General features: G+C 62.7%; 21 protein-coding genes and 1 pseudogene. 13 read left to right on the top strand and 9 right to left on the bottom strand.

The window, feature by feature from the left end:
* Positions 1-6 precede the first annotated feature (6 nt).
* Genes ubiB through ubiE form a run of 3 tightly spaced genes read right to left on the bottom strand, consistent with a single transcriptional unit; the run spans position 7 to position 3079 of the window.
* Entirely contained in the window at positions 7-1650 is a 1644-nt protein-coding gene (ubiB, locus tag DYI22_RS07060; RefSeq protein WP_213477361.1) for a ubiquinone biosynthesis regulatory protein kinase UbiB, read from the bottom strand.
* The gene (locus DYI22_RS07055) at positions 1647-2288 is read right to left on the bottom strand and encodes a ubiquinone biosynthesis accessory factor UbiJ (RefSeq protein WP_213477360.1); all 642 of its coding nucleotides are present in this window, start codon (positions 2286-2288) and stop codon (positions 1647-1649) included. The genes ubiB and DYI22_RS07055 overlap by 4 nt, the downstream gene beginning before the upstream one ends.
* Entirely contained in the window at positions 2288-3079 is a 792-nt protein-coding gene (gene ubiE, locus DYI22_RS07050) for a bifunctional demethylmenaquinone methyltransferase/2-methoxy-6-polyprenyl-1,4-benzoquinol methylase UbiE (protein WP_213477359.1), read from the bottom strand. The genes DYI22_RS07055 and ubiE overlap by 1 nt, the downstream gene beginning before the upstream one ends.
* Positions 3080-3192: 113 nt before the next feature.
* Between ubiE and DYI22_RS07045 the strand changes: the two genes are divergently transcribed.
* On the top strand, positions 3193-3471 hold the full coding sequence (locus DYI22_RS07045; RefSeq protein WP_213477358.1) for a polyhydroxyalkanoic acid system family protein: 279 nt from the start codon (positions 3193-3195) through the stop codon (positions 3469-3471).
* A gap of 24 nt (positions 3472-3495) precedes the next feature.
* On the opposite strand, the gene DYI22_RS07040 is transcribed toward DYI22_RS07045, so the two are convergent.
* Both DYI22_RS07040 and DYI22_RS07035 read right to left on the bottom strand, forming a co-directional pair.
* A complete protein-coding gene (locus DYI22_RS07040) occupies positions 3496-4245 on the bottom strand; it encodes an FFLEELY motif protein (protein ID WP_213477357.1) in 750 nt (249 codons plus the stop codon).
* Positions 4246-4315: 70 nt separating this feature from the next.
* Positions 4316-5239 (bottom strand): alpha/beta hydrolase, encoded by a 924-nt coding sequence (locus DYI22_RS07035; protein ID WP_213477356.1) that lies wholly within the window; start codon positions 5237-5239, stop codon positions 4316-4318.
* Positions 5240-5587: 348 nt separating this feature from the next.
* Between DYI22_RS07035 and DYI22_RS07030 the strand changes: the two genes are divergently transcribed.
* The 7 genes from DYI22_RS07030 (at position 5588) to DYI22_RS07000 (ending at position 14047) form a co-directional block, all read left to right on the top strand.
* Positions 5588-7000: a WS/DGAT domain-containing protein gene (locus DYI22_RS07030; protein WP_213477355.1), complete on the top strand. Its 1413-nt coding sequence runs from the start codon at positions 5588-5590 to the stop codon at positions 6998-7000.
* Between the two features lie 104 nt (positions 7001-7104).
* Complete coding sequence (locus tag DYI22_RS07025; RefSeq protein ID WP_213477354.1) at positions 7105-8004, top strand: bifunctional transcriptional activator/DNA repair enzyme AdaA; 900 nt, start codon at positions 7105-7107, stop codon at positions 8002-8004.
* Between the two features lie 102 nt (positions 8005-8106).
* Positions 8107-9627 carry an aldehyde dehydrogenase family protein gene (locus DYI22_RS07020; RefSeq protein WP_213477353.1) on the top strand — a complete coding sequence of 507 codons (1521 nt, stop codon included), beginning with the start codon at positions 8107-8109 and terminating at the stop codon, positions 9625-9627.
* A 162-nt stretch (positions 9628-9789) separates the two neighbouring features.
* Positions 9790-11574, top strand: a complete 1785-nt coding sequence (locus DYI22_RS07015; protein ID WP_213477352.1) for a CotH kinase family protein — start codon at positions 9790-9792, stop codon at positions 11572-11574.
* A gap of 2 nt (positions 11575-11576) precedes the next feature.
* Positions 11577-12329 (top strand): polyphosphate polymerase domain-containing protein, encoded by a 753-nt coding sequence (locus DYI22_RS07010; protein ID WP_228300877.1) that lies wholly within the window; start codon positions 11577-11579, stop codon positions 12327-12329.
* Positions 12313-12897, top strand: a complete 585-nt coding sequence (locus DYI22_RS07005; protein WP_213477350.1) for a DUF4956 domain-containing protein — start codon at positions 12313-12315, stop codon at positions 12895-12897. The genes DYI22_RS07010 and DYI22_RS07005 overlap by 17 nt, the downstream gene beginning before the upstream one ends.
* Positions 12887-14047, top strand: coding sequence for an OprO/OprP family phosphate-selective porin (locus DYI22_RS07000; RefSeq protein ID WP_213477349.1), 1161 nt, complete (start codon positions 12887-12889; stop codon positions 14045-14047). The genes DYI22_RS07005 and DYI22_RS07000 overlap by 11 nt, the downstream gene beginning before the upstream one ends.
* Here the strand turns inward: DYI22_RS07000 and DYI22_RS06995 are convergent.
* Genes DYI22_RS06995 through DYI22_RS06985 form a run of 3 tightly spaced genes read right to left on the bottom strand, consistent with a single transcriptional unit; the run spans position 14044 to position 17569 of the window.
* The gene (locus DYI22_RS06995) at positions 14044-15432 is read right to left on the bottom strand and encodes a sensor histidine kinase (protein WP_213477348.1); all 1389 of its coding nucleotides are present in this window, start codon (positions 15430-15432) and stop codon (positions 14044-14046) included. The genes DYI22_RS07000 and DYI22_RS06995 overlap by 4 nt on opposite strands.
* Complete coding sequence (locus DYI22_RS06990) at positions 15429-16073, bottom strand: response regulator transcription factor (protein ID WP_213477347.1); 645 nt, start codon at positions 16071-16073, stop codon at positions 15429-15431. Before DYI22_RS06990 ends, DYI22_RS06995 begins: the two co-directional genes overlap by 4 nt.
* 2 nt (positions 16074-16075) lie before the next feature.
* Positions 16076-17569 (bottom strand): response regulator, encoded by a 1494-nt coding sequence (locus tag DYI22_RS06985; RefSeq protein WP_213477346.1) that lies wholly within the window; start codon positions 17567-17569, stop codon positions 16076-16078.
* Between the two features lie 176 nt (positions 17570-17745).
* Here DYI22_RS06985 and DYI22_RS06980 point away from each other — a divergent pair, with 176 nt between their 5' ends.
* From DYI22_RS06980 to DYI22_RS06970, 3 genes are read left to right on the top strand one after another with little or no spacing between them, the layout of a single operon-like run.
* On the top strand, positions 17746-18033 hold the full coding sequence (locus DYI22_RS06980) for a hypothetical protein (protein ID WP_213477345.1): 288 nt from the start codon (positions 17746-17748) through the stop codon (positions 18031-18033).
* A 43-nt stretch (positions 18034-18076) separates the two neighbouring features.
* The gene (locus DYI22_RS06975) at positions 18077-19453 is read left to right on the top strand and encodes a class II fumarate hydratase (protein WP_213477344.1); all 1377 of its coding nucleotides are present in this window, start codon (positions 18077-18079) and stop codon (positions 19451-19453) included.
* Positions 19440-19952 (top strand): CDP-archaeol synthase, encoded by a 513-nt coding sequence (locus DYI22_RS06970; RefSeq protein WP_323132887.1) that lies wholly within the window; start codon positions 19440-19442, stop codon positions 19950-19952. The genes DYI22_RS06975 and DYI22_RS06970 overlap by 14 nt, the downstream gene beginning before the upstream one ends.
* Before the next feature lie 3 nt (positions 19953-19955).
* Here DYI22_RS06970 and DYI22_RS06965 read toward each other — a convergent pair whose 3' ends face one another.
* Complete coding sequence (locus DYI22_RS06965; protein WP_213477343.1) at positions 19956-20930, bottom strand: metallophosphoesterase; 975 nt, start codon at positions 20928-20930, stop codon at positions 19956-19958.
* A 148-nt stretch (positions 20931-21078) separates the two neighbouring features.
* On the opposite strand from DYI22_RS06965, the pseudogene chrA reads away from it, so the two are divergent.
* Positions 21079-22259: pseudogene (chrA, locus tag DYI22_RS06960) on the top strand (chromate efflux transporter).
* Between the two features lie 108 nt (positions 22260-22367).
* The gene (msrA, locus tag DYI22_RS06955) at positions 22368-23012 is read left to right on the top strand and encodes a peptide-methionine (S)-S-oxide reductase MsrA (RefSeq protein WP_213477342.1); all 645 of its coding nucleotides are present in this window, start codon (positions 22368-22370) and stop codon (positions 23010-23012) included.
* Positions 23013-23015: the final 3 nt, after the last annotated feature.

Below are 23015 nucleotides of genomic sequence, written 5' to 3'. Positions count from 1 at the left end.
ACAATGTTACCGGCTGCCCCGCGCCACCAGCCCGGCAGCGGCGGCGAGCATGGCCCAGCCCCACGGCGGCATGGATTGCGCCAGCTCGGGCAGTTCGTAATGGGCACTGACCCAGGCGGCGCCCACGAGAGCGGCCGCAATGAGGGTTCGGCGCCAGCGTTTTTCGGCCCGCGTCTGGCTGTCACGCAGCAACGCCAGTGTAGCGCGATTCTGCTCCTCGGTGGGACCGGCACTGCGCAACTGGACCAGCGTATCGTGAACCAACTGCGGCATTTCCGGGGACTGTTCAAGCCAGGCGGGCAGATGCGTCTGCAGCGACTTGATCAGCCCCGACGGGCCGATGCGCTTGCGCATCCAGCTTTCCAGGAAAGGCTGGGCGGTGCTCCACAGATCAAGGTCCGGGTACAGCTGGCGGCCAAGGCCCTCGACGTTCAGCAGGGTTTTCTGCAGCAGCACCAGCTGTGGCTGGACTTCCATGTTGAAGCGCCGGGCGGTCTGGAATAACCGCAGCAGGAAATGGCCGAAGGAGATGTCCTTCAGCGGCTTCTCGAAGATCGGCTCACAGACGGTGCGGATCGCAGCTTCGAACTCGTTAACCCGGGTATCCGGCGGCACCCAGCCTGATTGAATGTGCAACTGCGCCACCTGACGGTAGTCACGACGGAAGAACGCCAGCAGGTTGCGGGCCAGATAGCTCTGATCGTCCGGTGCCAGCGTGCCGACAATGCCAAAGTCGATGGCGATGTACTTCGGGTCTGCGGGATTGCTGACATCCACGAAAATGTTGCCGGGGTGCATGTCGGCGTGGAAGAAGCTGTCGCGGAACACCTGAGTGAAGAAAATCTCCACCCCCTTTTCTGCCAGTACCTTCATGTCCACCCCGGCGGCCTTCAGCGCGGCGACATCGGCGATCGGGATGCCATGAATGCGCTCCATCACCAGCACGGTCTGGCGGGTGTAATCCCAGTCAATAAACGGAATGTAGATCAGAGACGAATGGTCGAAGTTGCGGCGCAGTTGACTGGCGTTGGCGGCTTCCCGCTGCAGGTCGAGCTCGTCGTGAATGGTGGCGTCGTAATCCGCGACCACCTCAACCGGGTGCAGGCGTTTGCCTTCGGCCCAGTAGCGTTCCAGCAGGCCCGCCATCATGTACATCAGCGCCAGGTCCTGCTTGATGACCCGCTGGATGCCCGGGCGCAGCACTTTCACCACCACTTTCTGGCCGCTGGGCAGGGTTGCAGCGTGCACCTGGGCGACGGACGCCGACGCCATCGGATCGGCAGAAAACTCGGTGAACAGCTCGGAGACCGGCGCACCGAGTGAGCGTTCGATGATCTCCCGGGCGGTGTCGCTGGGGAACGGTGGCACCCGGTCCTGCAGGTGTTTCAGGGCCTCGGCCATATCGTCCGGCAGCAGGTCACGGCGGGTGGAGAGAATCTGGCCAAACTTCACAAACACCGGCCCGAGTTCCTCCATCGCCAGGCGCAGGCGGTCACCGCGGCTCAGCTTGGGTTTCGGAAACAGGTGCCAGGGCGCCAGCAGGAAAAACACCTTGAGCGGCGCCGGCAATTCCGCCAGCGGCAGAAACGTGTCCAGCCGGTAGCGGCAGAATACCCAGGCAATTCGAAACAGGCGTTGCAGGCGGGTCACGATGTCTCCGGGGGCTCTGGTTGGGTGTTACGTTGCAGCAGATCAACCCGGGCCGCCAGGCGCTCGGTGCGCAGGTTCAGCTGGTCGATGTCATCGAAGGTGGCTTCCAGTTCGCGGCGACCGGGCAGGGCGCGGCTCTCTTCGTGCACATACTCTTCAATGTTGGCGTTGAGGGCCGTGACGGCCTGCCGGCTCCATTTCACCGCGCCGCGAACCCGCTGGCCGATGAAGTGCGCCGGCACATCCCCGAGGTGGTCGGCCAGAGCGGCTTCCCAGTCCGGCTGCAACTGATTCAGCGCACGCTGGAACTGATGGGCCAGCGCGGTGTCGCCGGTGACGTCGATGCGCCCCTGGGCGAACACCTGATCGTCTCCGCTGGCCAGTGCTGCAAAGGCCATCGGTTTGCCGGCCAGCGTCAGCGCCGGGTGGTCTGCCGGCTGGCTGCCGACCTGGACACGCTCACCGGCAGGCTGAAGGGTGAAGGTCAGTGGCACGGGCGCGGTCAGCGAGAACTGCACCGGCCCGGTAAGGGCGCCCAACAATGCCTGGCGGCCGGCCGGGTCGAGCTCGAGGGCGCGGTTCAGTGCGCCCTCGACCACGGCCGTCACAGCGGAAAGCAGGGTGGGGCCGGGAAACATCAGGGCTTGATTCCCACGTGCAGGGCGACGATACCGCCGGTCATGTTGTAGTACTTGCAGTTCACCAGGCCGGCCTGCTCCATCATACCCCTGAGGGTGTCCTGATCCGGGTGCATGCGGATGGACTCGGCCAGGTACTTGTAGCTTTCACTGTCGCCTGCGATCAGCTGCCCCATCAACGGCAGAGCGTTGAAGGAGTACATGTCGTAGGCCTTGTTCAGCAGCGGGTTGGTCGGTTTGGAGAATTCCAGCACCATCAGCTTGCCGCCCGGCTTGAGCACCCGCGCCATATCCCGCAGCGCCTGGTCCTTGTCGGTGACGTTGCGCAGGCCAAAGGCAATGGACACGGCGTTGAAGGTGTTGTCGGGGAAGGGCAGGTGTTCGGCGTCGGCCTGAACGTACTCGATATTACCGGCATAGCCGCGATCCACCAGGCGTCCACGGCCCACTTGCAGCATCGAGGCGTTGATGTCCGCCAGTACCACCTTGCCGCGGGGCCCCACCAGATCGGAAAATTTCATCGTCAGGTCGCCGGTACCGCCGGCGATATCGAGCACCTGATGACCCGGGCGCACGCCGCTGAGCTCGATGGTGAAACGCTTCCAGAGACGGTGGATGCCCATGGACATGAGGTCGTTCATCATGTCGTACTTGCCGGCCACGCTGTGGAAAACCTCGGCGACCTGCCCGGCTTTCTGGCTTTTCGGCACGTTGCGGAAGCCGAAATGGGTGACATCATCCTGCGGTGTGCCGGTGGCGTTGTCGCTGGCTGGCGTTGGTTGCTCGCTCATGGGGGTGTCCTGTCAGAATCTGAACCCCGTATTCTAACGGTTAAGGGGGTGGCTACAAGTTTATTACCCCCTTAAACTATAAAACCGCCCACTTTTGAAGAGAAAGCTGATACATGTCTGTCATTGATGTTCATCGCGCCCATTCCATGGATAAGGAACATGCCCGCCAGGCCGCCGAAACCCTCGCCGAGGACCTGTCCCGACAGTTTGATGTCAACTACCAGTGGGAGGGCGATGTGCTGCGTTTCAAACGCAGCGGTGTGAAAGGCCAGCTCAACATTACCGCCGACGACCTGCACGTTCATCTGGAGCTGGGCATGCTGCTGCGGCCGTTCAAGTCCCGCATCGAGCAGGAAATCCACTCTCAGCTCGACCAGATCATTACTGCCTGACGGGCCCGATGCCGAGGTATCGCATTACATTGCTTCGGGCAGGCGAAAAGGCTCCGGGTGGCCGCGGAGGATATTCTCCATCACCCGCTGCTCGCGGGTAACCAGCCGCTCGATCAGGGTGTCCACCTCATCCATTTCCCGAAACGCCGTATAACCGCGGTGCAGGAAGCTGTGCAGGTCGCTCAGGTCGGCCATTTCCGCCGGACTGCGGGTCATGCTCAGCAGCCAACCCAGAGTGCGGTTGCGCACATAGCGATCAAGCTGGCGACCCACATCGGCAACCAGGGCGATCTGGCGCTCACGATGTGCCAGTTGGCCGCTGGCGCGGAACGCGGCGCAGTACTCGTCCGTCGATATCTGCTCCATGGCAACGCCCCGGCGCGCGAGAATATCCGCCAGCTCGAGATCCAGCTGCTGGGTGATCAGATTGAGCTCTACCAGGCCGGCGAAGGTCCCTAGCAAGTGGTCGGGCAACCATTTCACCATCCTGGGAAAAACCCGGTCGATGTTGTCATCGCGGCGGGTCATGCTGGCGGGGGCGTACAGGTCGGTCAGCAGAAACTCCAGCCCGGTGTGGTAGCCCGGATGCTGGTAGAGGTCCTGATGGGTCTGGCGCAGCCGCTCGGCCTGCCACTCAGCCACGCGGAAGGTGTCCTCACAGCGAGGATGGCGAATCTTGTGCTGGCGAAAATCGTGATAGTCCAGCAGCAGGCTCTGAAGCCGGCGGGCATTGTCTGACTGGACGTTGGTGGCGACGAGGCGCTCACGATACATGCGGGGGTGCTCCGGTAAGCCGTATCAGCAAAGCTGAGAGTTTACCGGAGCGTGGTTCAGGATGGCAGTGTCAGCCCTGGACGGCGGTCGGCAGGGTCTCAAACCCGGGTACCCACTCCTTGCTGTCCAGGGTGATGAAGTGGCTGGGCGCCTGGGTTTCCACAATCCGCATGGTGGTCGGGCTCTGCCGCGCGCTGGCCAGCATCGCGGAACGGTCCAGGATGCGGTCCACCGCGGGGATCAGGAAGGTGCCGTGGCGAACGTTGTTGTAGACGCTGGTGTCGGTGCGCTCCATCCAGTCCATGATGTTCTCGATGTTGCGAACGATGGTCAGGTGGTCCTTGGTGGCGGAGAACAGTTTGCTCAGCAGCTGTTTCTTGCGCGGGTTCATGCGCCCGAAGAAAGTCTGGCCGTAGGCCGACGACGGCGCCGTGTTGATCAGACGGATCAGCCAGGGCCACATGCCGTGGCTGACCGGCTCCAGGATCGTGGTTACCAGGGCGTGCAGGCTGGCCTGGGGCAGTACCGGCGCTTCCAGAACCACTTCCACGTTCTCGTACAGTTCCGGCCACTGGCGAATGGCCTCGAGGATGACCGCGCCACCGCGGGAATGACCGTGAATGCGAATGTTGTCGGTGCCGGGCAGATTGGCGACCGCCTGGTTCAGGATACAGGCGTCGTACTCGATGGTGCCCTCAAGGTGTTTGATCGGCACTTCCCAGTCCGGTGTCTCGGGCGTTACGCCGTTGACCGGAATGTGGTAATTGCTGCAGGTCAGCAGGATCAGTTCGGTGGTGGGTTCTTCATAGGCCTGGGTAAAGTAGCAGTGATTTTCCAGGAAACCGTGCACACCGATGACCGTCTGCTGCGCCTCGCCGCTGTGATTGCGGACAGACACGGCGCCTTTGCCGACGCGGTAGACCCTGCCCGAAAACATTTCTGAGTAGGCGCTTTCAATCGGTTTTATCAGTTTGCGAACGTGGCTCGCTTTCATAACCGTTCTCCTGTCAGCACCGTGTAAGACTGTTGTCGGTATTGGTCTGTGCTGATAGTGACTGTTGTATCGCGATTGCCGGCCCTGGTTATTGGCGCTGGCTACCTTATTTACGAAGGTCCACGGCCAATAGTCTGCTTGGTTTGCTGAATAAACCATCCCGCCGGCCTTCAGTCATAACCATTTCACTAACGCTTATAACCAGTATAGGGGTGAAGGGTTACACGCGTGTAATTTTTTGTAACCCTGCGCGCCCGGTCGCCTTGTGGAGGCGATTCCGGTTGTCTGGCACAATGCTGGATTCGCCTGAAACTTTGTTTGATCCAATCACCCCGGGGACAGTCAGATTTGAATCAAGAGGACTCACATCTCCTGTTGCCTGTGGATTCGGCATGGCTGGCCCTGGAAAGACCCGAAAACCCCATGACCATCACGGTCATGCTGCGGGTGGACGGGCTGACGGAACCCCGTCTGCGGGAATTTCTGGCGGTGTACTGGCTGGCCTGGCAGCGCTTCCGCTATGTGCCGGTCCAGCGTTCGCCGGGCTGGTGGTGGCAAGAAGATACCGTGTTCGATCTGCGCCATCACCTGCAGGTGGCCCGTGAGCCCTTCACGCACGCGCAGCTGCAGGACTGGGTGTCCGCCCGCCTCAATCAGCCGCTGCCGGCCTATCGCCCGCTCTGGAAGTTCTGGCTTGCGCCCCATGCCGAAGGCGGCGCGGCGCTGATCCTGCGCATGCATCACTGTTACGCCGACGGATTGTCACTGCTGGGGGTGTTCGAGCGTATCTGCCCGCCATCGCCCCGCCAGTTGCCCGCTATTTATGGCAGCGCCGAGCAGGCGGACGTCAAGCGCTGGGGTATGGCCGCCGGCGCGTGGCTGAAAGAGCTGATCGGTGAGGAAGTGGCGGCCGCGTCCGGCGCGCGCGCGGGCAGCACAGACGGCCCCGCAGAGGGCGCGTCGGGCAGTCGTGAGGGTGCTGGACGTGTGCTGGAGCGGTTTGCCCAGTCGGGTCTGAAGCTGGTGAATGAAGTCAGTCAGTTTCTGATCGAACCGGAAGACAGTCCGTCGTCGCTCCGGCGTCCGCTGTTGGGGCGGCGGCAATGTTGCTGGTCGGAACCCATAGCGCTGGAGCGCTTTCGGCAGGTTGCCAGCGCCACCGGCGTCACCATCAACGATGTCTTGCTCAGCTGCGTTGCGGCGGCGGTACGCAAGCAGCTTGCCGCCGGGCCGACCGATCTGGACGAGGCGGTGCTGCATGCCGCGGTTCCGGTGGATATCCGCGGGCAGCTGCCGGCCGGCATCAAACCTGAGCCCGGCGCTCTCGGAAACTGTTTCGGTACGGTCTTTGTGCCCTTGCCGGTGGACGGTGAAAGTTCGCTTGAGCGGCTGTTCCGCATCAAACACGAAACCCGCCGCCTGAAAAAAAGCTGGCAACCGGGCATCGCCTGGGGGCTGACCGCCAGCGCCTCGCTGGTGCCCGAGCCCTGGCGTGAGCCCGTGGCGGATGTGTTTTATCGCAAAGCCAGTGCGGTGGTATCGAACGTGCCGGGTTCCCGTGAGGAGCGGTTCCTGGCTGGCTGCCGCATCACCGAGCAGATGTTCTGGGTACCCCAGGCGGGCGACATCGGGCTCGGCGTGAGCATCGTCAGCTACGCCGGTCGTGTCCAGTTCGGCGTGGTGGCCGACGAGGCGGTGTTGGGGGCGCCTTCACAGTTCCTGACGGATTGTCTTGAGGAGTTGGCCGCCCTTGGCAGCTGATGCGCGGCTGAACTTGCCTCGGGGCGCAAAAAACGGATAGCAGCCGGCGGCGGATCGGGGCAAAGTACAAAGGAAAGGGGAAACGCAAAGACAGGACTCAGCTTATGCCCAGTTCATCGCGCCCCCGGCAGTCTGAGGCTGCCGGTCAATCCGAAGGCACTGCCACCCTCGCGGATCGGATGGTGGCCCTGGCTCGCTACATCGAGGCGCGGGCGCAGGAGCCGCTTCGGCTGGCGGACCTCGCCGCCGTTGCCGGGCTGTCGGTCTCCCGCCTCCATCGCGCGTTCATAGACACCTTCGGGGTATCCCCCAAAGCGTATCAGGATGGCCTGCGAATGCAGACATTCAAGGGGGCGTTGCAAACCGGTCACTCCGTTACTGACGCAATCTACGAGGCTGGCTTCGGTTCTGTCAGCCGGGTTTATGGCCAGGCAGAGCGACAGGTGGGAATGGCGCCCGGTATCTACCGCAAGGGCGGCGAGGGTGAGCGTATTGCCTATGCCTGCCGACAAACAGCCCATGGCTTGCTGATGATGGGGGCAACAGATACCGGCGTATGCTTTGCCGAATTCGGTGATCATGAAGACAGTCTGCGCGCGCAACTGCGGCACGAGTTCCCGCGTGCTGAACTGACCCTTTCCCAGGCGCGGGGAGCACCCCACCTGGACGCCTGGATCGACGCGCTCGACGCCCACCTGAGTCACAGCCAGCCACGCCCCGAGTTACCGCTGGACATGCGTGGCACTACTTTTCAGATCCGCGTATGGAAACTTTTGCTGAGCGTTCGCGAGGGGGAAGTCATCAGCTACAGTGAACTGGCCCGACGAATGAACGCACCGAGAGCGGTGCGAGCGGTTGCCTCAGCCTGCGGGCGCAACCGTATTGCCGTGCTGGTGCCTTGTCACCGGGTGTTGCGAAGCGACGGCACGCTCGGAGGGTATCGTTGGGGTCTCACCCGCAAACAGCGTTTGCTCGACGCCGAACGGACGATGGCCGCCCGCTAGTCGGCCAAGGCCTCATTCGACTAATGGTGTGCGAGGTCTACATTGTAGGAGTAACACGCGAAAGCCGCGGTGTACTCCTATAAAAAAGACGAGGTCACGACGATGATTTACGCACAACCAGGAAAGGAAGGTTCCGTTGTTTCATTCAAAAGTCGATACGAAAATTACATTGGCGGTGACTGGGTAGCGCCGGTCAAGGGCCAGTATTTCGAGAACATCACGCCAGTTACCGGGGAACTGATCTGCGAGATCCCCCGTTCCGGTGCGGACGACATTGATCTGGCCCTGGATGCTGCCCACAAGGCCGCGCCGGCCTGGGGCAAAACGTCCACCACCGAGCGCGCCAACATTCTGCTGAAAATTGCCGACCGCATCGAGCAGAACATCGAGATGCTGGCGGTGGCGGAAACCTGGGACAACGGCAAGGCGGTGCGGGAAACCCTCAATGCCGACCTGCCGCTGGCGGTCGACCATTTCCGCTACTTTGCCGGCAGTATCCGGGCCCAGGAAGACACCTCCAGCGCCATCGACAACAACACCGTGGCCTACCACTACCACGAGCCCCTGGGGGTGGTCGGCCAGATCATCCCCTGGAACTTCCCGCTGCTGATGGCGGTGTGGAAGCTGGCGCCCTGCCTGGCGGCCGGCAACTGCACGGTGATGAAACCCGCCGAACAGACGCCGGCCAGCATCCTGATCCTGATGGACCTGATCGGTGACCTGTTGCCGCCGGGGGTGATCAACATTGTCAACGGCTATGGCAACGAGGCCGGCCAGGCGCTGGCGACCAGTAAACGCATCGCCAAGATCGCCTTCACCGGCTCTACCCCGGTGGGCTCCCACATTCTCAAGTGCGCGGCCGAGAACATCATCCCGTCCACCGTGGAGCTTGGCGGCAAGTCCCCCAACATCTACTTCTCTGACGTGATGCAGGCCGAGCCGGAGTTCATCGACAAGTGTGTGGAAGGGCTGGTGCTGGCCTTCTTCAATCAGGGGGAAGTCTGTACCTGCCCGTCCCGCGCCCTGGTGCAGGAAGACATGTACGATGAGTTCATGGCGAAGGTCATTGAGCGCACCAAGGCCATTAAGCGTGGCAATCCACTGGACACCGACGTGCAGGTGGGTGCCCAGGCCAGTAAGGAACAGTTCGACAAGATCATGTCCTATCTCGACATCGGCAAGCAGGAAGGGGCGGAAGTCCTCACCGGGGGTGGTCGTGAGGAAATGGAAGGTGAGTACAATAACGGCTTCTATGTCCAGCCCACGCTGCTGAAGGGCAAGAACGACATGCGGGTGTTCCAGGAGGAAATCTTCGGCCCGGTGGTGGGCGTGACTACCTTCAGGGACGAGGAGGAGGCGTTGGCCATTGCCAACGACACCGAGTTCGGCCTGGGCGCCGGGCTGTGGACCCGCGACATCAATCGGGCCTATCGCATGGGGCGGGCCATCCAGGCCGGGCGCGTCTGGACCAACTGTTACCACCAGTACCCGGCCCACGCCGCGTTTGGCGGCTACAAGAAATCCGGGGTTGGTCGTGAGAACCACAAGATGACCCTCGATCATTACCAGCAAACCAAGTGCATGCTGGTAAGTTACGACACCAATCCGCTGGGGTTCTTCTGATCTGCCCCCCTGAGCCACCAGGCCCGCTTCGGCGGGCCTTTTCGTGTCCGCCCGTGATCTTGCCGCGTAAGACCGTCTTACATACACCTCTGCTCCGTGCCCTCGATACTCCCTGTAACCGGCGTGACTCCGGTATCTGAAAACCATCTGAGGGAGTAACAGATGACAACAATAAACTTGCCCTGGCCCCTTCGCGGGTCGAAAGCTTCCATCGGTACAGCCTTAGCACTGACGGTTTTGCTGACCGGCTGTGGTGGGGGCGGCAGCGACGCTTCCAGCCCTTCCGACTTCGACGCGCCGACCGAACCGGTCAATATCGGTGGCAACGGGAATTTGTACGATCCCGAACGGGTGGTGCAAGTGGATCTGACCATGGATGCCGGGGAATTCAGCACCCTGCAGGCGGAAGCCCGCACCCTTGCCAGTACCGACCGTGAGTGCGTGCCCGAATTCGAGTACTCGGAATTCAAGGCCAGCGTCACCATTGATGGCAGCGAGATGGCGAACGTGATCGTGCGCAAGAAGGGCTACATGGGGTCGCTCAGTCCGAGCGTGCCCTCATTGAAGCTGGACTTCGATGATCTGTGGCCGGGGCGTACTTATCAGAACATGAGCCGGATGACCCTGAACAACAATCGCCAGGACCCGTCCAACGCCCGCCAGTGTCTGGCCTACGATCAGTTCCGCAAAGCCGGTATCGCCGCCCCCCGATGCAACTACGCCAGGGTGACGGTGAACGGACAGGATCTGGGCATCTTTACCAACGTTGAGCCCATCAAAAAGCCGTTCCTGGCGCGGGTGTTCGGCGATGACGACGGCAACCAGTACGAGGCCCAGACCGCCGATTTCGGGACCTGGCGAAGCCGGCGCTTCGAGAAAAAGACCAACGAAGAAGAGAACGACCGGTCGGATCTGCAGGCATTGAACGACGCCCTGGCGCTCCCGGATGAGCAGATGATGAACGTGTTGCCGCAGTTGCTGGATGTGGACGAATTCATCCGTTTCTGGGCGGTCGAGACCCTGCTGGGCGCCTGGGATTCCGCCACCGGTAACGCCAACAATTTCCACATCTACCGCAACCCGGAGGATGGCCGGTTTCATTTCATACCCTGGGGCCCGGACACCGCCTTTCGTGGCGAGCACCCTCTGAAACCCCTGACCGGGGTGCTGTACCGCAACTTCTCCCTCGCCAACCGGTTATTCGAGATGCCCGACTACCGTGCCCGATACGAGGCGGAACTTGAGAATCTGCTCGCCACCCAGTGGGATGAGGCGGCGTTGCTGGCAGAACTGGAGCGGATTCGCCAGCTCACCGGCACCGGTTCGTCTGCGGTGGCCAGTGTGGAAGCCTTCGTCAGCGGTCGGGGAGCCCCCGGTGAGGCGAATTACCGGCCATCACGGCGCACCGCGATAGAACAGGCGATTGCGGAAGAGGTTCCGTCGGGCACGGTGTACCTGCTGCCCGATCGTGAGCCGGACTGCAGTGCACCGGTCACCACCAGCCTCACGGGTTCGATCGAAGCGCGCAACGGCACCGATAACGGCGCTTTCCGCTTTACCCTGCCCGACGGTCGCGCGGTCGCTGCGAGCCTGACCTTCGCGGCCTTCGAAGTCGACAGCCTGGAGTATTCCGTGGATCGGGAGAGCAAGCCGCCGGTCATCAGCCTGCTGCTGATTGGCGTGGATGCGAGCGACGACTTCAAGCCTTATGTGCTGCAGCTGTTTATCGAGGCATCGGACTATGTGCCGGGAACCCATCGCTTCCACGGCTTCGCCACCAACGCCCTGCTGTTCGAGGTGGATGAAAGCCTCCCCGGTGATGTTCGCACGCTGGCGCTGGGTGCCGAGGGCAGTATCACCATCAGCCGCGTGGGGTCGGGCGCCAGTGCCGGCGACGTCGCCCTGAGCCTGGACGCCACTCTCGAATACAGCTCCGACGTGCGATGAACATGGCGGTTGGCAGCCCGCTGGCAGCGTTCCGCGGGCACACGCTGGCCGATCAGATGGCGGCCCCACTGATGAACCGGGTGGACACCAAGTACCTGGTGCCGGTTCGGATGCTGGAACCTTGTCTGCGGGGGCTGGAAAGCAACTACACCGTACTGGAGCTGGATGGGTGCCGGCGATTCACCTACGACACCCTGTATTTCGACACGCCGGAGCGGCGGCTTTACCTCGACCATCACAACGGCAAGCTCAACCGTTTCAAGCTGCGCATCCGGCATTACCGGGAAACCGGCGAGAGCTTTCTGGAGGTGAAGAAAAAGAACAACCGGCAGCGCACGGTCAAGAATCGCGTGCCGCTTACCCCGCATACCTGTGCGGACAGGCAGGTGCCGGCGTTTCTGGAAGAGCAATTGGGCCTACCGGTGGCACGGATGCTGCCGGCTCTTTTTGTCTGCTATCAACGGGTAACCCTGATGAATCGCCGGGGCACCGAACGCATAACGCTGGATACCGGGCTGTCTTTCCGATCGCCGGACGGCGAGCAGGCGGTGAATCTGCCTGACGTCGCTGTTATTGAAATCAAGTACCACCGCAAGACGCCAGCCTCGGCCTTTGCCGAGCGCCTCGGTGCGCTTGGCTGCCGGCCGGTGCCGTTCAGCAAATACTGCGTGGGCACCGGGTTGCTGTTCGGCCACCAACTGAAAACCAATCGTTTCAAACCGCTGTTAAGGAGCCTTCATGGAATCGGCTGTTGATTTCCATTTTGCGACCCGTCTGGTGATCAACACCCTGTCGGTGTTTGTGTTGATCCGCTGTTATTACGCGTATTCCCGGCACCGGGAGAACGCCGCCTCTTTCATTCTGTTTGGTGTCGGGGTGTTCCTGGTCACCGCCTTGCTGCACTCGGTCACCGTGACCATGGGGTTTGCCTTCGGTCTGTTTGCGGTGTTCTCCATGCTCCGCTATCGCACCGAAGCCCTGGGTATCAAGGAAATGACCTACCTGTTCCTGGTCATTGCCATGGCGCTGCTGGCCGCCGTCGGCACCATGCAGCATCTGGAACTGGTGCTCCTGAACGGCCTGATCATTGCGCTGGCGCTGGTGCTGGAAACCCGGGTATTGCTGCCCCGCCACGGCGAGAAAGAGGTGGAATACGAGAAAATCGAGAACGTCCATCACGAGAAGCAGGGCGCGCTCATCGAGGATCTGCGGCAACGGACCGGACTGGATGTGTTCCGGGTCGATGTGGTGTCCATCAGCTATCTGCGCGACACCGCCATGGTACGGATGCATTTCCGCCAGGAGGGTCATCATGATCGGTGAACTCCGATGGGCGCTGCTGGTCGTCGGGCTGACACTGGCGTTCATGTTACAGCCGCTGACGGTGCTGGCCGCGCCGCCGGAGACCGAGTGGAATGGAGAGTGGAGTGGAGAGTGGGGTGGAGAGTGGGGTGGTTATCTGGCGGGCGGTGTGGACCATTACGGCAGCTTCTATGACCAGGATGGCGAATCGGACACCACCCGCGCGGTGCTGCGCAACGCCAAGCTGCAGCTGGAACTGGCCTGGGGCGAGCAGTGGCAAGCGGAGCTGGATGGCAGCTACCAGATTGCCGGTGACAAAAAGGAGCTGGACCTGGGCGATGCGTTTCTTCAGTTCAACGGCGCCCGCCGGTTCCGTGTCACCGCGGGGCGGTTCAAGGAGCCATTCGGTCTGGAGAGGCTTACCAGCTATACCGATCTGAACACCAGCGAACGATCGGTGGCGACCTCCGCGTTTGCGCCGGGTCGCTCGACCGGCATCATGGCCGGGCAGTTCCGCAAATCGGCCACCTGGGCGTTGGGGGTGTTCACTGAGGAACCCGACGGTGGCTCCACCCGTGCGGTCACCGGGCGCGTGACGGCCGCCCCCGTTCGCTCGCACGCCCGTGTGCTGCACCTGGGGCTGGCGGCGTCCTGGCGGGATCTGGACCATCAGCGCTTTCAGATCCGCGATGAGGGCGAGGTGTTCAGCGCCGACAACATCATCCGCAGCCCGCGGTTCGATGCCCGAGATGCCTGGCTGGCAGGCCTGGAGGCGGCCTGGCTGGCTGGCCGGCTGACACTGGCAGGTGAGGCCATGATGCAGAGCGTGCAACGCAGCAATGGCGAGCGGTGGCAGTTCCAGGGTGCCTACCTGCAGGCCAGCCTGTTCCTGACTCCGGACCAGCGCCGCTACGGTCGTGGGGAGTTCAAGGGTGTCAAGCCGCAGCACGCGGCCGGGGCGGTGGAAGTGGTGGCCCGCCACAGCACCGTGGACCTCAGAGATCGCGGCATCGGGGCGGAGGCGCAGGTGATGTTGCTGGGGCTGAATTACTACCTGGGCGACCAGTTCCAGGTACGGCTGAATTACCTGTGGCCGGATATCAGCGGCAACAGCCTGATGGCGAACCCCGATGGCGACGCCGTGACCCTGCGGGCGGTGCTGAGCTTCTAGCTCACCGCCGCTGCGGCCGGTCCCTGCGCCGTTTGCCGGGGCAGCGTCAGGGTCACCCGGGTCCGTTCCCCGGGGTCGCTGGCGATGGTCATACTGCCGTTGTGGTGACGCATAATGGTCTGGCAGATGCTCAGTCCCAGGCCCAGATTGTCCGGCGTGTCACTGGTCGAATAGAAAGGGTCGGTCAGGCGTTTGATGTCGTCCGGTGCAATGCCGCGGCCATTATCCGCAACCACCACAACAACGTCAGTGCCCTGGAGCGTGGCTGATACGACAATTTCCGGCGTTTGCCGGGCCGACTCGGTGAGGGCCGACGCCGAGTTCAGCAACAGGTTCACGAAAACCTGAAGCAGCGCTGTTGGATAACACGCCAGCGAGGTACCGGCGGGAATATCGACGGTGACGTCGATGCCCCGCAGCTGGTGTTTGCAGAACCGGGTAGCCGTTGCTACCAGCCGGGAAAGCTCGGCCACCTCGCGGTCGTGATCCGGCGCCGGCCGGGAGAATTCGATCAGGTCGGAGACGATGTCGGCGATGCGCTTCTGGTGCACGCCGGCGTCGTCGAGGGCTTCCGCCAGCTCCGGGTCACGGTTGATGGCCGCGGCAAAATCGATGGCCTGACTGGCGCAGTTCAGAGGGTTCATGATCTCGTGCAACAGCCCCTTGGCCATGTGGCTGAGGGCCTGATGTTTCTGCTCCCGGGCCAGGCGCTGTTCGGTGGATTCAAGGGTTTTCAGGGTGCGCGAAAGCTGGCGGTTGCGATCCCTCAGCAGGAACTGCAGGGCCAGCAGATTGCGCAGAAACCGGGCGAAGAACCAGGCCGACAGGGGCGCGACCAACAGGCACATCAGGATCAGCCAGTTACCGAGAATGGCAGCCAGCGTGCCTGCCATGTCCGGAGGCGGTACCGCCACCGCGGTGGCCAATACCAGCAGCACCAGGTTGATCGCCAGAATGACGCAGGTGTGCAGCAGCGACAGGGTGATGATGCCCACCGAGCTGATAAAGAAGAACAGCCCGACGATGGGGGCAAGTGTCGCGCCGGTGGCGACGTAGCCGAGGTAGCTGAATGCCGCCATATTGAAGAACACCAGATAGACAATCAGCGGGGCGGCGCGGCGCAGCGCGGTGAGCCGGTGGGCGACAATCAGCGCGGTGAGGATCAGGGTGTAGAGTACGTAGGTGGCCAGGACCGCCGGAGCATCCTGATTCAGTGCCAGCCCCGCGAGCAACAGCAGGGTGCCGATAAAGGCCAGTATCAGGAACACGTCGGCAAGCAGCGGCAGCACGTGATAGCGATACTGGAGCTGGTAAAATCGTTCAAACCGTTGCTGGCGGTGCGCCGGTAGCTGGCGGATCTGGTCGATGCCGGAAAGCAGTTTCAAGCGGCGGCTCCGTGATGGTGTCTTTGCATGAACAGAATGAGTTCGGGCAGGCGCTCAAAGCCCAGCTTGACGAAGATCCTGTCCTTGTAGGAGTGCACGGTCTTGCAGGACACGCCAAGTTGCCCGGCAATCTCCCGCACCGGCACGCGCCTGGCCATCAGTTGCGCGACTTCCCGCTCACGGCCTGACAGCCCCTGGTAGGCTTCCAGTGCCGCGGGGGCGGATGCCGGCGGCTGCTGCCAGTTGCCGACGTACACCTGACCGTTGCGGATGTAGAACAGCGTCTTGATCAGTTCCTGGATCGGCTGATCCTTGGAAACCACGGCTTTGATGCCGGCTTCCAGGTAAATCGCCATGCGCGCACTGCTGACCGGCGTATCCGAGATCAGCAGCACCGACAGCGAAGGATGTACGCTCAGGGCGCTTTCAGCAATCGTCAGGCCGTCGTTGTCCCGCAGATTCTCTTCAATCAGCAGAACCCCTGGCCGTGCCAGGTTGAGCCGGTTCAGGGTATCGACCCCGGTTTCCGATTCGCCAACCAGCTCGACGTCATCGTGCAGCAGGATCTGGAAGAGCAGGCTGTCACGCAGCAGGCGCTGACCGACGGTGACATAGAGCCGCACCCGGCGCAATTCACTCATCGTCAGCCCCACCGGCTCGCGGTAGCGGAAAACTGCAGCGTGACCCAGTAGCTTTGCTCGCCGCCTTCCAAAGTGAGCTCGCCGGCGAGCAGCCGGCTGGTGAGGTGGAGCATGAGCAAGGCGGTCTGTTGCTCCAGCAGCGGTCGGGAGAGGCGGGTCAGCGGTGCCAGCAAGTGGCTGTACATCTTCAGCGGTGCGGTGGTTTCGAGCCGCAAGCTGCCATCGGCGCGGTCCAGCACCAGGTGACGGTGATCCAATCCCGAGGCAGCAAGCAAGGTGGCCAGTGAGCGGCAGAACATCGCCAGGGGTGGCTGATCCCCCTCGCTGGCCACCGGGTCATCGGTGGCCATCTCTGCCAGAGCGGACTCCAGTTCTGATGGGTGCAGGGGACCGCGGTTCGGGGGCATGGTCAGGAGCGCCAGCTGCTGGCGTACTGTGTTTGCAAAACCGCGCACCAGTTCCTGCTCCAAATGCGTTTCCCGGCTGGCCCTCAGATGCGATGCGTTGGCGGGCAGGGTGCGGATGCGTGCCAGTGCATCCAGGAAGTCCGCCATCACCGGCCCATGGATAACCTGCTCCAGCGGGGCCGAGAGCGCCTCGATCAGCCGTGCATGGCGCTGCTGCCGCAGTTCGGCAAAGTGCCTCTCCGCCTCGCAGCGGGAACTGTCACGGGCTGCCACCAGAGCGTGGTGGTGGTTCAGGGCCTTGCGGAAGAGTGTCAGCAGGTCCCCCGCCTGCCAGGGCTTTTTCTGGTAACGGAAGATGCGGCCTTCATTGACCGCATCCAGTGCCACGTCCACTTCGCCCCAGGCCGAGGTCAGGATGCGTACGATGGCCGGGTGTGACTGCCGGAGTTCATCCAACAGTTCCTTGCCCTGCACACCCGGCATCCGTTGATCCGTCATCACCACGGCAATGGAGTCGCCCTCTTCGCTTATGCGCAGGAGCGCGTCTTGCGCATTCACCGCGCACAGCACACGGAACTCTCCCTGCAGGCGCTCAAGTTGTCTGGCCAGGTACCGGGTGGCAGTGGGCTCATCATCGACGATCAACACCGCCGGTTTGTAGTCACCGACCACGGTTTGTGAAAGGCGGGATGGTGGTGTCGCCGTGGGAGTGAGCGCTGCGGTGAGTATGTGGGAGCGGATCAGGTCCGGATTCGCCGGCTGTTCGAAACAGCGGTCAATCAGCTGGGTATCCAGCATAGACACCAGCAGATTGAGGGCAATGGTCTCGCCCAGCAGGATTTTCAGCAGCCGCGGGTGCCGGTCCCGCGCTTCGGCGAGCAGGGCCGAGTCGACGTGCTCGTTGGGGTGGCGGGGCAAAATAATGATCGCCGCTGGCGCAATGCTGGCCTGGGTGAGAAACGCCAGGGCAGCGGCATCGGTGGCAAAGGGCCGCACGGTGAAATCCCTGGCGAACAGTTCGGTGAACTGGTCCCGATCCTGTTCGTGGTCGTAACGGAGAATGACCTCCGGTGCTCCGGTACTGGCCATGATGTGGCTGTGTCCTGCTGCTGAAGTTGGTCTTTGGGCAGCGTAGCAAGGGCGGGCAAGGAATCGTGTAGGAAATTCCTACAAATGATGTTCCGTTCATCACCCGATGCTGCTTTTGTGATGGCCTTGGCAGTACCGACTACACTTATTGAGACCTACTGAGAGGGAGAGAGGCCATGAGTGTCACCGAGAACAGTCTTACCAACCACGAAGTGACCATCTGCCTGGCCGGCGGTGCCGTGCTGGGGCCGTTCAACGCTACCTGGAGCCAGGATTCCGGGGGCGACGTGCGGGAACTGGTGAAAGAATACGACGCTTACCTTCAGGGCGAAAAACAGCGTCGTTTCAAGTTTCATCTGCACGACACCTACACCAATACGGTTCAGACGCTGATCCTTAATTTTGAACAGGTTACCGGTGTTTGCGACCATGTAAGGCTACGATCCCACGCAGGGAGCCAGTAACACCGTGGCTGGTTGAACGGCCGGCTGCACAGGGGAGGATGCCATGAGTGAATTCAGGACGGAAAAAGACAGCCTCGGGGACGTTCACGTGCCGGCGGACGCGCTCTGGGGCGCACAGACCCAGCGGGCGGTGGAGAACTTCCCGGTCAGTGGCCAGCCCATGCCGCCGGCGTTTATCGCGGCCGTTGCCCGGGTCAAGCAGGCAGCGGCGGAGGCCAACACCAGCCTCGGTCTGCTCGACAATGACCTGCGGGATGCCATCGTGGAAGCCTGCCTGCAACTGGTGGACGGTGAGCACGCGGACCAGTTCCCCGTCGACCGCTACCAGACCGGCTCCGGCACCAGCACCAACATGAACGTCAACGAAGTGATTGCCGCCCTGGCAGGTCGCGCCGGGGTGGAGGTGAACGCCAACGATCACGTCAACATGAGCCAGAGCTCCAACGATGTCATTCCCACCGCCATTCACGTCAGTGCGGTGACCGCGGTGCACAGCCGGCTGTTGCCGGCGCTGTCGCACCTGTGCGGCATGATCTACGAGCGCGAGGCGATGTACTCGGAGCAGGTCAAGACCGGCCGCACCCACCTGATGGACGCCATGCCGGTGACGCTGGGGCAGGAACTGCGCACCTGGCGGGAACAGCTGCTGGCGGCACAGGCCCGGGTGGAGGGTGCCAGCGATGACCTGCTATCGCTCCCGCAGGGCGGCACCGCGGTGGGCACCGGGGTCAACGCCCTGCACGAATTCCCCGAACAGTTCGTCAAGTTCCTGCGTGGCAATACCGGTTATCCCTTCCGCTCGCTGGAACACAAGTTTGTCGGCCAGAGTGCGGTGGATGCGCCCGTGGCGCTGTCGGCCCAGCTGCGCGGCGTGGCTATTGTGCTGACCAAGATTGCCAACGATCTGCGCTGGATGAACAGCGGCCCCATTCACGGCCTGGCGGAGATCAGTCTGCCGGCCCTGCAGCCGGGCAGCAGTATCATGCCTGGCAAGGTCAATCCGGTGATTCCGGAGTCGGTGGCGATGGTCAGCGCCCAGGTCATGGGGCTGGACAGCGCGGTGGCCGTGGCCGGTCAGTCCGGAAATTTCCAGCTCAATGTGATGTTGCCACTGGTGGGGGCCAATCTGCTGGATATGGTGGAGCTGCTGAGCAATGCCGCCCGTATGCTGGCGGACAAGGCCATCCGCGGGTTCACGGTGAATGCGGAGAATCTGAATCAGGGGGTCGGGAAGAACCCGGTGCTGGTGACGGCGCTGAATCCGGAAATCGGCTACGCACTGGCGGCGGACATCGCCAAGGAAGCCTACCGCACCGGCCGCCCGGTGATCGATGTAGCCGAGGAGCGCAGCGGCCTGGACCGGGATCACCTGGAACGGCTGATGGACCCTCTCAAACTGACCCGTGGTGGCGTTTCCTGAGCGGAGGCAGACCAAGGTGATCCTGGCGCTGGAGCTGTTTGTGATGTTGGTGCTGGCCAACGGTGCGCCGGTGGTCGCCCGAAAGCTGTTTGGCGCGCGCTGGTCGGCGCCCGTGGATGGCGGCCGGTTGTGGCGTGATGGTCAGCCGCTGCTGGGCAGAAGCAAGACCTGGCGCGGCCTGGTCAGCGGTACCCTGGTCTGTGGGCTGTTCGCGCTGCTGGTTGGCCTCGGGTTCGTGTTCGGGTGCCTGTTCGCGGCGCTGGGACTGGCCGGCGACATGCTGAGCAGTTTTATCAAGCGGCGGCGGGGGCTGGCTTCCAGCGCGCGGGCTCTGGGACTGGACCAGATACCCGAAGCCCTACTGCCGATGGTCCTGGCGGTGTTCTGGTTGCCTCTGGGGGTGTGGAAGGCTCTCGGCGTGGTGGTTCTGTTCACCCTGTCGAACATTTTGTTGTCGCCGCTGCTCTACCGGCTGGGTATCCGGCGGCAGCCCCACTGACCGCTAGACCGGTCCCCGGGTCAGGGTATGAACGGTCACTTCCGGCGGGCAGTTCAGGCGCACGTTGAGCACCGAGGTGCCCGACCCCGGTGAGGTATAGCCTTGCATGCCGTTCTTGCGCCAGTAACCGCGACCGATGGCCCGGGGGCAGTCGGCATCCAGTGTTACCGGAATGCCGCCGGGAAGGCAAATCTGGCCGCCGTGGGTGTGACCGCACAGAAACAGGTCGTAACCGGCGTGGGCCGCTTCATGGAAGATCTCCGGTGTATGACTGAGCAGAACGCTCACCGCCCCTACCGGAATCGCGTCTCCGGCCCGGTGAAGATTGTGAACCTTGTAGAAATGGGCGTCGTCGACACCGGCCAGATAGAGGGTGTCACCCCCGCGGGTGATGGCTTTGTGCTCGTTCATCAGCAGGCGATAGCCCATGTCTTCCAGGGCGGGCACCATGCGGATGCTGTCGTGGTTGCCAAGTACTGCGTAGGCGTCTCCCCGGATGGCATCGCGCAGGGTCGCCATGCCGTCCAGGGCCGCATCCACCGGCCCCCAGGTCAGGCGCCGGTAATCCCCGGTCAGCACGCACAGGTCGTATTCCAGCGGGGTGATCTGGTCGATCACCGCCTGCAGGTTGGCTTCGTCCATGTCCACATGCAGGTCGGTCAGATGCAGAATGCGGAAACCCTCGAACGCCGCCGGCAGGTTCGGTACGTGGAAGTGGTTGCTGGCGGTGGTCAGCTGGCGGCTGTTATTCTGTGCGCGCCGGAACAGGCCCACCAGTTGCAGGCAAAAGCGGATGACCCCGGGCGCTGATGTCCAGTTCTCGAGGTGGAACGAATCGTGGTCCTTTCCGAACAGCCGGGCTTCGGCTTCCTGTTCGATGCCCAGCCGCTGGCGGGCATGAACGGGACCGAGCCTCAGGCTCAGGCGGTACTCCAGCAACTCGTCCTGACTTTCTGGTGTATGTGCCCTGGCGGTCATGACTGATCCTGCATTGCACGCGTTGGCAAACCCCTGTCTTCATTATGGTTGGGTCTGGCAGTGATGCAACCGGATTGACACTATGTTCATGTTTCATGTCATGGCAACCGCGATTGTTCACCCACTGGACCAACGGAATCTTTGTGTGATGACTTCAGGCCGACCCGCCGACAGCCCAGACTCCCCTTGGCGTATTTTCCTGCTGTTTCTCCGGCTGGGGCTGACCTCATTCGGTGGTCCCGCAGCGCATCTGGGCTTTTTCCACGACGAATTCGTCAAACGCCGGCGCTGGCTCTCTGCCTCTGCCTACGGCGAGGTGGTAGCGCTGTGTCAGCTATTGCCGGGGCCCGCGTCCAGCCAGGTGGGGCTGACAGTGGGGTACCTCCGCGGGCATTACCGCGGGGCCGCAGCCGCCTGGCTCGGGTTTACGCTGCCGTCGGCGCTGATCATGACGCTGTTTGCGCTGGGCCTGCGGGTCTGGCCGTCGGCCGCCGCCGGAGGCTGGATTGCCGGTCTCAAACTGTTTGTGGTGGCGGTGGTGGCCCAGGCCGTCTGGCAGATGGGCAAGAGCCTGTGTCCGGATGCGCCGCGGCTGTCCATCGCCGTTGTGGTGGCAGTGGTGCTGCTGACCGCGGGCGCGGTATGGATTCAGGTGTTGGTGCTGGTGGCCGCCGGCCTTGCCGGTGTGCTCCTTAAATTGCCGGCACAGCCAGCTGCAGAGGCGCTGTCAGTACCGGTGCAATCCCGCAGGCCGATGCTGTTTGCAACGGTATTCGCGGTGTTGCTGGCGGCCTCGTTTTTGCCCCAGGCGGCGCCATCGCTGAGCTGGATCGGCGCAGAACTCTACCGCGCCGGAGCGCTGGTGTTTGGTGGCGGGCATGTGGTGTTGTCCTGGTTGCAGGAAGGGTTTGTTGCCTCCGGGCCAATGCCGGCGGACACCTTTCTGGCCGGCTACGGGGTGGCGCAGGCGATGCCGGGGCCGCTGTTCAGCTTCTCCGCTTTTCTGGGCGCCGCCGAGGGCGGCTGGTCGGGGGCAGGCGTTGCCGTGGTCGCGGTGTTTCTGCCGGGAACTCTGCTGGTGTTCGCCGGTCTTCCCCTGTGGTCCTGGGTGCGTTCCCACAGCCGGGTACGGGCAGCGCTGACCGGCGTTAACGCCGGGGTGGTGGGGCTGCTGCTGGCGGCGCTCTATGATCCCGTGTGGACGTCAGCCGTACATTCTTCCGCTGGTGTGCGCTGGTATTGCTGTTGTGGGTATGCCTGGCGCAGTGGCGGGTACCGGTGTGGTTGCTGGCGCCGGCCAGTGCGCTGGCCGGCCAGCTGCTGTTCTGACAGCCGTTGCGCCGACAAGCGGGTTGGCAAAATGGCGGCGCGATGGCCACACTAGAGGGATTCACTGCGCAATCGATTCACTGCAAAATTGACAGGTAGGGGCAAACGATGACGCAATCATGCAATGTGCCGGGGCTTGAAGTGCCGCGAAGCCGCTTTCCCGACCCGCAGCAGGATCTTGACGATACGTCGGCTACGGCCCACGTGGTGCTGGCCGGTGGCTGTTTCTGGTGTGTGGAGGCGGTGTTCCTGGCCATGGAGGGGGTCACCCGGGTTGAGTCCGGCTACGCCGGCGGCAGCCCCGACACCGCCAACTACGACGCCGTGTGCGGCGGCCAGACCGGCCACGCCGAGGTGGTGGACGTTCACTACGATCCTGCGAAGGTCAGTTTCGGACAGCTGTTGAAGGTTTTCTTCTCGGTGGCGCACGATCCGACCCAGCTCAATCGCCAGGGCAATGACCGGGGAACCCAGTACCGTTCCGCGGTGTTTTACGAAACCCCGGAACAGAAGCGCGTTGCGGAAGCGTACATTCGCCAGCTGGACAGCGCGGGGGTCTACCCGGACCCGATCGTGACGTCGCTGGAACCGCTGAGCCGTTTTTATCCGGCGGAGGCCTACCACCAGAATTTCGCCGCACAGAACCCGTACCAGCCATACATCATGGCGGTGGCGGCGCCCAAGGTGGACAAGCTGGTGTCCTCCTATGGTGAGTATCTCAAACCCGAATACCGAAATGACGACACAGCGTGAGGA

The organism is Marinobacter lipolyticus, from assembly GCF_018424605.1.
Taxonomy (GTDB): domain Bacteria; phylum Pseudomonadota; class Gammaproteobacteria; order Pseudomonadales; family Oleiphilaceae; genus Marinobacter; species Marinobacter lipolyticus_B.
Note: the sequence above shows the minus strand (reverse complement) of the source record. Positions and strands in the feature narration are given on the sequence as shown.

Excerpts from the sequence above, each read along its gene's own strand:
- DYI22_RS07055 (WP_213477360.1), bottom strand. The coding sequence starts at position 2,288 with ATGTTTCCCGGCCCCACCCTGCTTTCCGCTGTGACGGCCGTGGTCGAG.
- ubiE (WP_213477359.1), bottom strand. The coding sequence starts at position 3,079 with ATGAGCGAGCAACCAACGCCAGCCAGCGACAACGCCACCGGCACACCG.
- DYI22_RS07045 (WP_213477358.1), top strand. The coding sequence starts at position 3,193 with ATGTCTGTCATTGATGTTCATCGCGCCCATTCCATGGATAAGGAACAT.
- DYI22_RS07040 (WP_213477357.1), bottom strand. The coding sequence starts at position 4,245 with ATGTATCGTGAGCGCCTCGTCGCCACCAACGTCCAGTCAGACAATGCC.
- DYI22_RS07035 (WP_213477356.1), bottom strand. The coding sequence starts at position 5,239 with ATGAAAGCGAGCCACGTTCGCAAACTGATAAAACCGATTGAAAGCGCC.
- DYI22_RS07025 (WP_213477354.1), top strand. The coding sequence starts at position 7,105 with ATGCCCAGTTCATCGCGCCCCCGGCAGTCTGAGGCTGCCGGTCAATCC.
- DYI22_RS07020 (WP_213477353.1), top strand. The coding sequence starts at position 8,107 with ATGATTTACGCACAACCAGGAAAGGAAGGTTCCGTTGTTTCATTCAAA.
- DYI22_RS07015 (WP_213477352.1), top strand. The coding sequence starts at position 9,790 with ATGACAACAATAAACTTGCCCTGGCCCCTTCGCGGGTCGAAAGCTTCC.
- DYI22_RS07010 (WP_228300877.1), top strand. The coding sequence starts at position 11,577 with ATGGCGGTTGGCAGCCCGCTGGCAGCGTTCCGCGGGCACACGCTGGCC.
- DYI22_RS07005 (WP_213477350.1), top strand. The coding sequence starts at position 12,313 with ATGGAATCGGCTGTTGATTTCCATTTTGCGACCCGTCTGGTGATCAAC.
- DYI22_RS07000 (WP_213477349.1), top strand. The coding sequence starts at position 12,887 with ATGATCGGTGAACTCCGATGGGCGCTGCTGGTCGTCGGGCTGACACTG.
- DYI22_RS06990 (WP_213477347.1), bottom strand. The coding sequence starts at position 16,073 with ATGAGTGAATTGCGCCGGGTGCGGCTCTATGTCACCGTCGGTCAGCGC.
- DYI22_RS06985 (WP_213477346.1), bottom strand. The coding sequence starts at position 17,569 with ATGGCCAGTACCGGAGCACCGGAGGTCATTCTCCGTTACGACCACGAA.
- DYI22_RS06980 (WP_213477345.1), top strand. The coding sequence starts at position 17,746 with ATGAGTGTCACCGAGAACAGTCTTACCAACCACGAAGTGACCATCTGC.
- DYI22_RS06975 (WP_213477344.1), top strand. The coding sequence starts at position 18,077 with ATGAGTGAATTCAGGACGGAAAAAGACAGCCTCGGGGACGTTCACGTG.
- DYI22_RS06965 (WP_213477343.1), bottom strand. The coding sequence starts at position 20,930 with ATGACCGCCAGGGCACATACACCAGAAAGTCAGGACGAGTTGCTGGAG.
- msrA (WP_213477342.1), top strand. The coding sequence starts at position 22,368 with ATGACGCAATCATGCAATGTGCCGGGGCTTGAAGTGCCGCGAAGCCGC.